The following is a 12,050-nucleotide window of genomic DNA, read 5'->3' on the forward strand; positions in this document are numbered from 1 at the left end:
AGATTCGAGACTATTCTTATCTCCTCCTAATTCTTCCTCGGTGACTCCTAGCCCTCACGAAAAGACTTTTTCAGCAAACCCTAATTACCACTAGATGTCCATTGGGAAAATTTAATTGAGGAGGTGGAATGTTTGGGAGGAAAATTAAAAATATCAGAATTTAGAAGTCAGATCAAATTATTATTTTGATATATGTGTTTTTGATTCTGAGTAATTAGCGGAAATTATTGATTTTATTTAATTAGGAATTGTAAAATATACCATGCAAACTGAACCAAAACCAGGAACACTTTATATTGTCGCTACACCAATTGGCAACCTAGAAGATATGACTTTTAGGGCGGTACGTATTTTGCAAGCAGTGGATATGATTGCCGCAGAAGATACCCGCCATACAGGCAGATTATTACAACATTTTCAGGTGAAAACACCCCAGATTAGTTATCATGAACATAACAGTAATAGCCGCATTCCTGAATTGTTAGAATATCTGCAATATGGAAAAGCGATCGCACTCGTTAGTGATGCAGGAATGCCAGGAATTTCTGACCCAGGATATGAGTTAATTAAGGCTTGTATTGATGAGGGTATAACCGTTGTTCCCATTCCCGGTGCAAGTGCGGTAATTACAGCTTTAAGTGCGGCGGGATTACCTACAGATAAATTTATTTTTGATGGGTTTTTACCATCTAAACGTCAACAAAGAAAAGAATATTTAGAATCTTTACAAAGTGAATCTCGGACTTTGGTTTTTTATGAATCACCGCACCGATTACGAGATACTTTAGCAGATTTAGAAACGGTTTTAGGAAGCGATCGCTCTATAGTTATAGCACGGGAATTAACTAAATTATATGAGGAATTTTGGCGGGGGACAATTGGGGAAGCGATCGCAGATTATCAGCAACGAGAACCCCAAGGAGAATATACTCTCTTAGTTGCAGGAACTTCATCCAGTCAACCCCAACTCACAGAAACAGAACTAAAAACTGAATTATTACAGATCATGCAAGATGGTATTTCCCGTTCCCAAGCTAGTCGTCAGTTAGCAAAGGATACGGGATTATCTCGGCGCTATCTGTATCAACTAGCTTTAGCAATTGAAATCACACAATCTGAGTAAAATTCATTTGATGTAAGGAGTCAGGGGTCAGGAGTTAGGAGTCAGGAGTTAGGAGTTAGGAGTTAGGAGTTAGGGGTCACCGAGTCAGGGGTCAGGAGTCACCGAGTCAGGAGTCACCGAGTCACCGAGTCAGGAGTTAGAATGCTTATAAAATCAGGAATACAGGCAAGTGATATTTTCTTAAAAATCATCATAACTTACTCCAAAAGCATTGATTTTCCCGACTTAGAGTATTTTCTATCCTGAATCCTTACATTTTGATAATGATATCGTTATAATCCAAATCACCACCATTTAGTAAATCTTCAAAACCAAAAATATTATTTCCTCATAAACAAGATATGATCAACACTGTCACTGTTTACCCCCCAAATAAGGAAAATAAACATACTGGATGAAAATGGGTTTTATTTTTCGTTGTAGAGACGTTCGGTTAGAACATCTCTAGGAAATTATTTGTTAATAAATTAAATTAACGCAAAGCCGGCGGTAAGCGTGGTCTACCTGTAGAAATCGCGTAGTTAATTGCTAACAATTGCAACCATAATCCAGGAAAACGAATTTCTAACCAAGATTGACTCCATTTTAGGCACTGGGAAAACCATGTCCCTAAAATAACACTAACTAAAGCATGACGGGCAAAGCTAAGATAATTACCAAACCAACGTAATAAATCTTGCCAACCGGCTAGTTGCCAAATCCATATTAATAATACTGGATTTTTCATAGCTGCTTTCAATGCTAGACGATTAAATGTGAACCAATCACACCGATCTTTAATGAAATTATCTGCTATTTCTACAGGTTCACTTGCTAATAATCCAAAGAAGGTATTCAGCATGGAATTAATTAATTGTGGTGCTATAAATTTTCCAGTGGGAACCATCATTCCTTTAGAAAATAACCACGTGACGGCGACATTGCTTTGATAAGCACGAATTTTATTTAAGTGCTGCTTAGTTAATAAATCATGCTTGAGGGCAATATTTAACAGGGTTGTTAATCGTTCTAAATTGCGGACTAAAGAACCAAATCCGGTAAATACTAGAGGCGATTGGAGGGAGGCAGCATCACCAATGGCAATTAATCTATCAAAGGCAATAGTGCGATCGCTCTCACTCACACTAAAATGTCCGGGTATATAGCCAAAGGTGGGTTTTTTCCACACTAATTTATCCATATTACAACGGCGATACTCTGGCAGAATGGCAAAGAAATCTTCATACATTTCTAACAAAGAACCGGGATTTTTGACATTGACTTGATGATAGTGAAATAGATAAATTGTCAACTCTTCACCGACCCCAGGAAACAATTCCCAAATTAATTGTCTACCTCTAGAAATATCTCCATGACTGTAGAGAACATCCCCATATTCAGCATCCCATACTCCTGGTGCAAAACCTTTTTCAATGACTGCGCCCACGGTGGGACAAACACTATCAAAAGCTCTACCTCCGTTTAATTGCCAAGCAATGGGAGAAGCTGTTCCCATGGCATCTATTAATAATCTGCCACTAACTTGTTTTTCTTCACCAGTGGGTAAATGTTTGATATGAATAGTAACTTGGGAATTACCAATATCTGCGCGAATAAATTCTGTTTCATCCCAAATATCACCGCCAGCACCTTGGAGTTTTTGCCCACACAATGTTAGTAAATTTTCTGAATCTAAAGCTATATTTAGAACTGTGGGTGTGTGGAGGGTAGGGGATTTTAAATGGGGGGGATTATTAGCATCAAAAAACTTATTGAAACCGTCTTTATATTCCCTAGCAATAATTTTTTCTACCTCAGCATTAGTTAACAAACCCAAATTAATTAAACTTTGAATTTCATCGCGAGAAATATTCCATTCTCGGTTCATTCTGCCGAAGGGTAATCTCTCTATCAACAGCACTTTATAGCCTAATTTAGCCATAACTGCGGCATGAATTGACCCTAAAGCCCCACCAATGTAAATAATGTCATATTCAGGATTGGCAGAAGGGGATGAGGGACAGGGGACAGGTGACAGTGAAGAGGGAAGAGGGGATTCTTTCCTGCCGTTATTGTCAAAAAAGATCACCTGACGGGGTTTTTGAGGATTTTTCACACCTTCTCGCCACCGTTGCTCCCACCAATAAGCCCTGTTAAGATCGTATTCCCCATTAGGCATTTTCTGAAAATACTTGACGGTGAGGGGATAATAGGGTTCTAGCTGTGGGAAAATTGATTTTTCCCTATTAATTACAGGTGGTTCGGGGTAGCAGTTGGGAAAGCGACTCCTGATTTCTTGGGTGAGATATTGGAGAATGGCTTTCTCATTAGGAAATGGTTTATCTCCCCAACGGAATACTTTCAGGTAAGTGGTTCGCTGCACCGACCAGACAAAAACAGATAGTTCTACTTGATTAAAAGTATTATTTTTAACTGGGATTTTCAGGCGAAAACCATCTGGGGTAATAAGTTTTTCCCCATTGTCTAAAACAAAATCTGTTTGTATCCATTCACGTACTGATTCTGTATCGGGTGTAGGAATTTCTAAATACAGAAGTTCTTGCATATTATTCTGATATTTCATAATGAATCTACTCACTCAGACAGATTTAAAAGCGGCAGAAGTTAAGCTAGACTCTGCCCTAATTAGCTTCATAAAGATTTGATGAAGAATTTTAATGATTTATCAAGTTTTTTGTTCATTTTCTAAATTTTGTAAACCAATGCCATGAATTATCCTATCCCAGACAGTCCCCAAGAAATATCTGCACTGAGAAAACAGCCGGTTGATGAAGAGTTAGTAGCGGCGGTAATTGCTGGCGTGGTCAAGGTTATTCGCGCTCAGGGTCAGTCTTTAGACCAATTAACTGCTCAGGTGTTGGCAGATGACCCGATGTTAGATAAACAACAAAGACGCTGGTTAAGTAGATTGGTTGCCCAAGCTTGGGAAACTTTTCCCTAATATAGCAGGAGGCAGGGGGGAAAGGTTGATCCTGTATTATTTTTAAGTAGCGTAATATTATTGAGATTATAGGTTAAAAATGCGATCGCTTTCAGTGCTGGCCTTAGCCAATCGCCACAAGCATCACTTTCTCCTTTTTTCCCATCTTGCTAAACTAAAACAAACCTCATCAAATCCGATGAAATTTACTACAGATCCTCCCTATACAGAAACCAGCCTCCCAGATCATACCCAACTCCCGGAGTCAGACGGTACATTCGTGAAGAATTGGCAAGAACACCCCCAAAGCATTTTGCTAACAGAGTCCATTACACCAGTATTACAAAAACGCCATCCAGATGGTCAGTATTGTATTGGTCAAGATTTAGGAATTTATTGGCGTATTACTGACCCTCCAGAACGCGGTGCAAAAGCTCCAGATTGGTTTTATGTTCCCAATGTACCACTTTTATTAAATGGTCAATTTCGCCGTTCTTATGTGCTATGGCAAGAATATATTTCGCCATTAATTGCCTTAGAATTTGTCTCTGGCAATGGTGCAGAAGAACGAGATAAAACCCCTTGGCAGGGTAAATTTTGGATTTATGAGCAGGTAATTAAACCTGCTTTTTATGGTATTTATGAAGTCACTAAAGCCAGTATAGAAATTTATGAATTAATTGGTGGAGAATATCAGCTATTACCAGCCAATGAACGCGGACATTATCCAATTCTGCCTATGGGTGTGGAGTTAGGTTTATGGCAGGGAGAATATCAGAATATGGATTTACCCTGGTTGCGGTGGTGGGATTTGCAAGGTAATTTGTTATTAACTGGTGAAGAAAGAGCGAATCGTTTGGCTGCACAGTTGCGTACTTTGGGAATTGAACCGGAAGCGTGATATTGCGTAAAAGATACAAATAATCGGCTTCTTGAAGGAGTCAGTATAATTAAGTTAGTTAATTACAGTAATTTATTAAGTGTTAGCGTTAGATGAACAAAATACTAAACTAATAAATATGATGACAGATACACATAACCTTAACGCAAAAATCACTGATCCAGATATTATCATAGAATCAGAAATCTTAGATGATTTATCGGAATATGATGATGAAAATATTATTACAGCAGAAGATATAAATGAGCCTTTTGACCCTACTAAAATTCGAGTTGAAACTAGACAAGTTAGCATTGATGAATTATTAGCAAGAATTAGTTATCATCAACTAGAATTAGAACCAAAATTTCAGAGAAAAAAAGTCTGGAATAAAATTGCTCAAAGTAGACTGATAGAATCAATTTTACTGCGTATCCCTTTACCAGCCTTTTATATTGATGCAACTAATGAGGAAAAATGGTTAGTAATAGATGGCTTACAACGACTCAATAGTTTAAAAGAGTTCATTCTCGATAAACAGTTAAGATTAACTGGACTGGAATCATTTACTCAATTTAATGAGAAAATATATGATGAAATTCCACGTAATTATCAACGACGGATAGAAGAAACTAATCTCACAGTTATTTTTTTAGAACCAGGGACAGATCAGGAATATAGACAAGCAATATTTGAACGTATTAACACTAGCGGTTTAGCCTTATCACCTCAAGAAATACGTCATGCTTTAAATCAAGGTAAAGCAACAAATTTATTAGAACGCTTGTCTGAATCATCTGAATTTAAAATAGCCACTAATGAGGAGATAAAATCTGATAGAATGATGGATTGTGAGTGCATACTGCGAGTATTAGTATTTATGGTGGAGAATCAAGAATTATTTGAGTATAAAAGCCATAAAAAAGTTTTAGAAAAAACGATGGCATATATTAATAGTATGTCAGATCAAGAAATCAAAGTATTAGAGACTAAATTTAAAACTATAATGAATTTAGCTGTTGAAATTTTTGGTGAAAATGCTTTTCGTAAAAATAAAGGAAAACGATATCCTGTGAATAAGGCATTATTTGAAGCATGGTCTGTTAAGTTATATCAACTTAATTGTCAAGACATTAACTTTCTTAAAGTAAGAAAAGAAATTTTGCAACAAACAATAATAGAGTGGAGTAATAATGGTAAATTTAAAACTTTTTTATATGCTAATCTGGGAACATTCACAACTGTAAATAAGAGATTAGAACAAATTCAAGAACTAATTACACAAGTATTACCATGATCCATTCATTGCGGTTGCAAAAGACCTTCTTCCTAGTAAGGCTACTCCAGAAAGTGACTCTAGGCTTCAACAGTTAGAGCGAAAACTAACTTTTGAATGCCCAGACGGTAAAAAGCGTATTTTTAGTTTACATCTTAGAATGACTGGTGCAGGAGCTTGGCGGCTTCATTTCTTTCCAAAATTAGAGATATGTCCAGAGTTGGGGACAGGCAAAATTATTGTTGGGTATATTGGGAAGAAAATAGAGTGATTGTTATGGTTAATTCAAGTCAGAATACTCCTTTTCCATCGCTAGAAATTGTGGCACATTCATCAATTCTTGAAAATCCTGAAAATTCATCAAACCAGATAAATTATCAGTTCTTCCCTGTTCCTTCAAATGACGAAAACACACACTCATTACCTCAGTTACAGCCATCAATGCAGTCAGGGGAAAAAAGACAATTTTAAACCCTAAATTTTGCAGTTGTGCGGGGGAAATAGCCGGAGTTTTACCACCTTCAACAATATTTGCTACCAATGGTACATCAGGAAAATTAGCGGCTATAATTTCCAATTCTGCCACGGATTGGGGTGCTTCCACAAATAAAACATCTGCACCGACATTGATATATGCTTTACCCCGATTAATCGCTTCCTCCAATCCCAAGGGCGCACGGGCATCGGTTCGCGCTATAATTACCAAACTGTTATCACCACGCGCTTTGACAGCAGCCCGAATTTTTCCCGTTTGTTCGGTCATGGAAATTACTCGTTTACCTTCAAAATGTCCGCATTTTTTCGGCCATTCTTGGTCTTCTAAAATTATTCCCGCTAAACCTAACTGGAGGGCATCTTTAATAGTTCGCATCACATTTAAAGCATTGCCATAACCAGTATCACAATCGGCAACTAATGGTATATTAATTGACTGAGCTATGCGGCCAACAGTGGATAAATTTTCCGTAGCGGTGAGAAAACCATAGTCAGGTAAACCCAAGGTAGAAGCAGCAATTCCAAAACCACTGGTAGCAGCGACATCAAAACCAGCTTTTTCTACCAGTTTTGCACTCAAACAGTCATAAACGCCAGGAATAACGACAATTTCAGGACGTGTAAGTAATTCGCGGAGTTTTTGGCCAGCAGACATACAAGTAACTATAAAATGGACTATTTTGACAATACAATAAATACTGTATAGATATTGTGGGATTTAATCAACTTTGCCAATTTTGTATCTTATCCAAGTGCATACCGCTATAAATTAATAACTAATGACAAAACCAATTGAAGTTCGCAACCCCCGCACAGGAAAATTTGATTATGTTATCGTTCCTCCACCGCCTAAATTAATTTCCCAGCAATGTCACCGCCTCCGCAGAGGACAAATTGCCTGGCAAGAAATAGGTATTGAAGGCAGAATTGTTGCCCTCAAACAATGGCAACAAGCAATATTATCAGATCGCCAACAATTAACAGATACTTTAGTTACTGATACAGGCAGATTATCAACATCTGTTTTAGAAATAGACTCTTTTTTAAATAGTATTGATAGATGGTGTAATTTAGCTCCCCAACTATTACAGGAAACAGCTAAAAATACATCCGCTCCCTTTATTTCTTTACAACAAACAGCCGTTCCTTATACTTTAATTGGTATTATTAGTCCTTGGAATTTTCCCCTTTTATTATCTACAATTGATACAATTCCTGCTTTATTAGCTGGTTGTGCAGTAATAGTCAAACCTAGTGAAATTACGCCCCGGTTTGCAGCACCTTTAATGAATACATTAAATACAGTTCCTCAATTACGTGATGTTTTAAATTTTGTGGAAGGTGCAGGACAAACAGGAGCAGCTTTAATAGAAGATGTAGATTTAATTTGCTTTACAGGTAGCGTAGAAACAGGCAGAATAGTAGCAGAAACAGCCGCGAGAAACTTTATTCCAGCTTATTTAGAATTAGGTGGAAAAGACCCGGCTATTGTCTTAGAATCAGCAGATTTAGATTTAGCAACATCCGCTATTTTATGGGGGTCTGTTGTCAATGCAGGTCAGTCATGTTTATCAATTGAAAGAATTTATGTAGCTGAATCTATCTTTGAAAGATTTTATCATCAATTAGTAGCTAAAGCCCACAATTTGCAATTAGCTTATCCCACCGTGGAAAGTGGAGAAATAGGCCCAATAATTTCAGAAAAACAAGCTGTAATTATTAATGAACATCTACACGATGCCATTGACAAAGGTGCAATCATTCACTGTGGTGGTAAAGTAGAAGAAATAGGTGGCGGTTGGTGGTGTCGTCCTACAGTTATCACTAATGTTAACCATTCTATGAAAATTATGACCGAAGAAACATTTGGGCCAATTATGCCAACTATGTCTTTTTCTACCATAGAAGAAGTCATAGACTTAGCCAATGATTCTATTTATGGACTCAGTGCTGCTATATTTAGTGAATCAACGGAATTAGCATTAGAAATTGGGATGCAATTAGATGTAGGTGCTATTAGTATTAATGATGCCAGTTTAACAGCAATGATCCACGAAGGTGAGAAAAACTCTTTTAAATTTTCTGGTTTAGGAGGTTCACGTATGGGTGCATCAGGTTTCAAACGTTTTCTCAGGAAAAAAGCCTTTTTGATTAAAACCAACACTAATAAAGATCCTTGGTGGTTTAATGAAGAATAGGTAAAATGTAAGAATTCACCGAGTCAGAATATTTTTTTGTGGCACTAATTCTCCATCAGCAAGTTTTTTCATCAATTACTGCTCCAAATTAAGGAAGTCAGTAAGTAGGTTAGCGTTAAAAATTGTCGTCGGGGTAAGGGAACAGGGAACTCTTAACTGGGGAATACCGAAAACGGAGAGAGGGAACTCTTAACTGGGAATACCGAAGAGAGTTTTGGGCGATTTTACTTTTCTTCACATACCTTTAAATTTTTCGGTTCACCTACTTAAACCTGAATTATGAATTCTGCTGTAAGATAGTAATTCTGTGATCAAATTCTCAATATACAAGGTAAGAACATGACAAAAAGTGACAAAATTAACTTTTCTACCCCTAGCGGATTTCCCGAATTTCTCCCCAGTGAAAAGCGGCTAGAAGTATATTTATTAGATATAATTCGTAAAGTTTTTGAAAGTTATGGTTTTACACCCATTGAAACCCCAGCAGTAGAACGGTTAGAAGTTCTGCAAGCTAAAGGTAATCAAGGTGATAATATTATTTATGGTATTGATCCGATTTTACCTCCAAATCGCCAAGCCGAAAAGGATAAATCGGGAGAAACTGGTTCAGAAGCCAGGGCTTTAAAATTTGATCAAACGGTTCCTTTTGCTGCTTATATTGCCCGTCATTTAAATGAATTAACCTTTCCCTTTGCTCGTTATCAAATGGATATGGTTTTTCGGGGAGAACGGGCAAAAGATGGACGTTTTCGCCAGTTTCGCCAGTGTGATATTGATGTAGTTGCCCGTGGTAAACTCAGTTTATTATATGATGCTCAAATGCCGGCAATTATCACCGAAATCTTTGAGGCAATTAATATTGGTGATTTTGTTATTCGCATTAATAACCGGAAAATTCTCACAGGTTTCTTTGCATCTGTAGGTATAGCCGAAAACCAAATTAAAGCTTGTATTGGCATTATTGATAATTTAGAAAAAATTGGCGAAGCAAAAGTAAAACAAGAATTAGATAAAGTAGGTATTTCCTCAAAACAAACAGAGAAAATTATTGAGTTTATTAAAATTGATGGTAATGTTGATGATATTTTAGATAAACTCAAACATCTAGCCAATAATTTACCAGAAGCAGAACAGTTCATTTTAGGAGTTAGTGAATTAGAAACTGTAATTAATGGAGTGAGAAATTTAGGAGTTGCTGATAAACGTTTCTGTATTGATTTATCTATTGCACGGGGTTTAAATTACTATACTGGCACAGTTTACGAAACTACATTAATTGGCCATGAAGCTTTAGGTAGTATCTGTTCTGGTGGCAGATATGAGGAATTAGTGGGAATGTTTTTAGGCGAAAAAATGCCGGGAGTCGGTATTTCTATCGGTTTGACTCGGTTAATTAGTCGGTTGTTAAAAGCAGGTGTTCTTAATACTTTATCTGCCACACCAGCCCAAGTAATGGTAGTGAATATACAGGAAGATTTAATACCTGTTTATTTAAAGATATCACAACAATTAAGACAAGCAGGAATTAATGTGATAACTAACTTTGAGAAAAAGCAATTAGGTAAACAATTTCAAGCAGCAGATAAACTAGGAATTAGATTTTGTGTAATTATTGGTGCTGATGAGGCGGCAGCCCAAAAATCATCATTAAAGGATTTAAAATCAGGTGAACAAATAGAGGTAGCTTTAGCAGATTTAGGGGAGGAAGTAAAAAGAAGACTGAATTTAATGGGTTAGAATCTATTCCTGATGCGGTTCAACATCTATTAAACGGTAAAAATTGCGGTAAAGTTGTAAGTAGGTTGGCGTTAAAAATTGTCGTTGGGGCAAGGGAACAGGGAACAGGGAGGGCGATTTTACTTTTCTTCACATACCTTTAAATTTTTCGGTCTACCTATTTAGTTAAATTAATGATAAATACATCGGAAAACACATTAAAAATTGCTCAACAAGCCTTTGATTATTTTACACAAGGTTTAGCAACTGGTAACTGGCAAAACCTTCTTGATATGCTCACGGATGATTTTAGTTTTTGGTTTCCTACGGGAAAATTTCACGGTTTAAATATAGGTAAAGAACGGGCTAAAGAATTTTTTGCCTACGTTTCTGAAGCCTTTAAAACGGGAATCAAAATTGCTTCCTTAGATAATATTACCAGCAATGAAAAAACCGTGATTTTTGAATTTCGGGATGAAGGAAACTTATTTGAACAACCTTATAAAAATCGGGTTGCAGTTGCCTTTGATGTGCGGGATGATAAAATTTGCAGCTATAGAGAATACTTTGGTAGTGATGGTAAATCTTATTAGATGTTAGGTATTAGGTGTTGGGTTTTGGGTAATAAATTACCAATTTTATCCAGTAAGGCAGGAGTAAAACTGCGCTCTGTTTCCTACTTTCTGCCCCCGGTTGGTGAGCCTAGCCGTTTGCAAAGGGTGGCGTTAGCCATACCACTGCCTCCTTCAAACAGAAATTGCGACTACGCGGTCCCGTCCTCCTGCCTTAGCTTGATAAAGAGCATCCTCAGCACGGTTTAAAATTGCTGAATCATTCAGATCATTAACTTGATAACTTGTGACTCCAATACTAACAGTAATTTTTACTATTTTATGAGTAATATCTATCTCTAAATTCCGAAGTTGCTCACACAAACGTTCGGCTAGTTCTATTGCTCTCTGTAACTCTGTAGCTGGTAAAATGGCAATAAATTCTTCACCTCCCAAACGCCCAACAGCATCAACATTTCGCAAATAATTAACTAAAAATTGGGATATTTCTTGTAATACAAGATCGCCAATGGGGTGTTCATAGGTATCATTAAGAGCTTTAAAATGATCAATATCAATGATGAGAACTGAAAATTTGTGGTGATAACGTTGACTGCGTTGGAATTCTTTTTTCAAAACAGACAAAATATGTCGTCTATTAGCAATTCCCGTTAATATATCAGTATTAGCTATTTTTTTGAGTTTTTGACTTAATACTTTCTGTTTATTTAAGGCAATTCGCAATTTTTTTTCAATTTGATTACGTTCGCTAACATCACGCATCGAAACAATAGATACTTGTTGTTCTAACCATTCAGTATTAGCAACGGTAATTTCTGCACGTCCGAGAATGCCATTAGAACGAATAATATCAATTTCGGCAAATTTTTG

At 36.9% G+C, this 12,050-nt stretch carries 11 protein-coding genes; 7 read left to right on the top strand and 4 right to left on the bottom strand.

What is annotated here, in order from left to right; translation table 11 throughout:
* Window positions 1-262 precede the first annotated feature (262 nt).
* On the top strand, window positions 263-1,123 hold the full coding sequence (gene rsmI / locus CUN59_RS16785; protein WP_104388920.1) for a 16S rRNA (cytidine(1402)-2'-O)-methyltransferase: 861 nt from the start codon (window positions 263-265) through the stop codon (window positions 1,121-1,123).
* Between the two features lie 250 nt (window positions 1,124-1,373).
* On the opposite strand, the gene CUN59_RS22140 is transcribed toward rsmI, so the two are convergent.
* Window positions 1,374-1,442 carry a DUF4114 domain-containing protein gene (locus tag CUN59_RS22140; protein ID WP_243406974.1) on the bottom strand — a complete coding sequence of 23 codons (69 nt, stop codon included), beginning with the start codon at window positions 1,440-1,442 and terminating at the stop codon, window positions 1,374-1,376.
* Window positions 1,443-1,595: 153 nt separating this feature from the next.
* Complete coding sequence (locus CUN59_RS16790) at window positions 1,596-3,668, bottom strand: NAD(P)/FAD-dependent oxidoreductase (protein WP_104388928.1); 2,073 nt, start codon at window positions 3,666-3,668, stop codon at window positions 1,596-1,598.
* A 162-nt stretch (window positions 3,669-3,830) separates the two neighbouring features.
* Here CUN59_RS16790 and CUN59_RS16795 point away from each other — a divergent pair, with 162 nt between their 5' ends.
* The 3 genes from CUN59_RS16795 (at window position 3,831) to CUN59_RS16805 (ending at window position 6,220) form a co-directional block, all read left to right on the top strand.
* On the top strand, window positions 3,831-4,064 hold the full coding sequence (locus CUN59_RS16795) for a hypothetical protein (protein ID WP_104388921.1): 234 nt from the start codon (window positions 3,831-3,833) through the stop codon (window positions 4,062-4,064).
* A 178-nt stretch (window positions 4,065-4,242) separates the two neighbouring features.
* On the top strand, window positions 4,243-4,944 hold the full coding sequence (locus CUN59_RS16800) for a Uma2 family endonuclease (protein ID WP_104388922.1): 702 nt from the start codon (window positions 4,243-4,245) through the stop codon (window positions 4,942-4,944).
* Between the two features lie 118 nt (window positions 4,945-5,062).
* Complete coding sequence (locus tag CUN59_RS16805) at window positions 5,063-6,220, top strand: DUF262 domain-containing protein (protein ID WP_133164041.1); 1,158 nt, start codon at window positions 5,063-5,065, stop codon at window positions 6,218-6,220.
* A gap of 259 nt (window positions 6,221-6,479) precedes the next feature.
* On the opposite strand, the gene CUN59_RS16815 is transcribed toward CUN59_RS16805, so the two are convergent.
* The gene (locus CUN59_RS16815) at window positions 6,480-7,349 is read right to left on the bottom strand and encodes an isocitrate lyase/PEP mutase family protein (protein WP_104388924.1); all 870 of its coding nucleotides are present in this window, start codon (window positions 7,347-7,349) and stop codon (window positions 6,480-6,482) included.
* Between the two features lie 124 nt (window positions 7,350-7,473).
* On the opposite strand from CUN59_RS16815, the gene CUN59_RS16820 reads away from it, so the two are divergent.
* The 3 genes from CUN59_RS16820 to CUN59_RS16830 all read left to right on the top strand — a co-directional run bounded on the left by CUN59_RS16820 (window position 7,474) and on the right by CUN59_RS16830 (window position 11,201).
* Window positions 7,474-8,892: an aldehyde dehydrogenase family protein gene (locus CUN59_RS16820; protein ID WP_104388925.1), complete on the top strand. Its 1,419-nt coding sequence runs from the start codon at window positions 7,474-7,476 to the stop codon at window positions 8,890-8,892.
* Between the two features lie 339 nt (window positions 8,893-9,231).
* Entirely contained in the window at window positions 9,232-10,629 is a 1,398-nt protein-coding gene (hisS, locus tag CUN59_RS16825) for a histidine--tRNA ligase (RefSeq protein ID WP_104388926.1), read from the top strand.
* A 173-nt stretch (window positions 10,630-10,802) separates the two neighbouring features.
* Window positions 10,803-11,201, top strand: coding sequence for a nuclear transport factor 2 family protein (locus CUN59_RS16830; RefSeq protein WP_104388927.1), 399 nt, complete (start codon window positions 10,803-10,805; stop codon window positions 11,199-11,201).
* Between the two features lie 153 nt (window positions 11,202-11,354).
* Here CUN59_RS16830 and CUN59_RS16835 read toward each other — a convergent pair.
* The coding region (locus CUN59_RS16835; protein ID WP_133164042.1) for a GGDEF domain-containing protein at window positions 11,355-12,050 on the bottom strand (696 nt) is incomplete at its 5' end.

The sequence above is a fragment of the Cuspidothrix issatschenkoi CHARLIE-1 genome, from assembly GCF_002934005.1.
Classification (GTDB): Bacteria; Cyanobacteriota; Cyanobacteriia; order Cyanobacteriales; family Nostocaceae; genus Cuspidothrix; species Cuspidothrix issatschenkoi.

Bases quoted from the DNA above. Each gene is read 5' to 3' on its own strand.
- CUN59_RS16830 (WP_104388927.1), top strand. From the start codon at position 10,803: ATGATAAATACATCGGAAAACACATTAAAAATTGCTCAACAAGCCTTT.
- CUN59_RS16800 (WP_104388922.1), top strand. From the start codon at position 4,243: ATGAAATTTACTACAGATCCTCCCTATACAGAAACCAGCCTCCCAGAT.
- CUN59_RS16805 (WP_133164041.1), top strand. From the start codon at position 5,063: ATGATGACAGATACACATAACCTTAACGCAAAAATCACTGATCCAGAT.
- CUN59_RS16795 (WP_104388921.1), top strand. From the start codon at position 3,831: ATGAATTATCCTATCCCAGACAGTCCCCAAGAAATATCTGCACTGAGA.
- hisS (WP_104388926.1), top strand. From the start codon at position 9,232: ATGACAAAAAGTGACAAAATTAACTTTTCTACCCCTAGCGGATTTCCC.
- CUN59_RS16790 (WP_104388928.1), bottom strand. From the start codon at position 3,668: ATGCAAGAACTTCTGTATTTAGAAATTCCTACACCCGATACAGAATCA.
- rsmI (WP_104388920.1), top strand. From the start codon at position 263: ATGCAAACTGAACCAAAACCAGGAACACTTTATATTGTCGCTACACCA.
- CUN59_RS16820 (WP_104388925.1), top strand. From the start codon at position 7,474: ATGACAAAACCAATTGAAGTTCGCAACCCCCGCACAGGAAAATTTGAT.
- CUN59_RS16815 (WP_104388924.1), bottom strand. From the start codon at position 7,349: ATGTCTGCTGGCCAAAAACTCCGCGAATTACTTACACGTCCTGAAATT.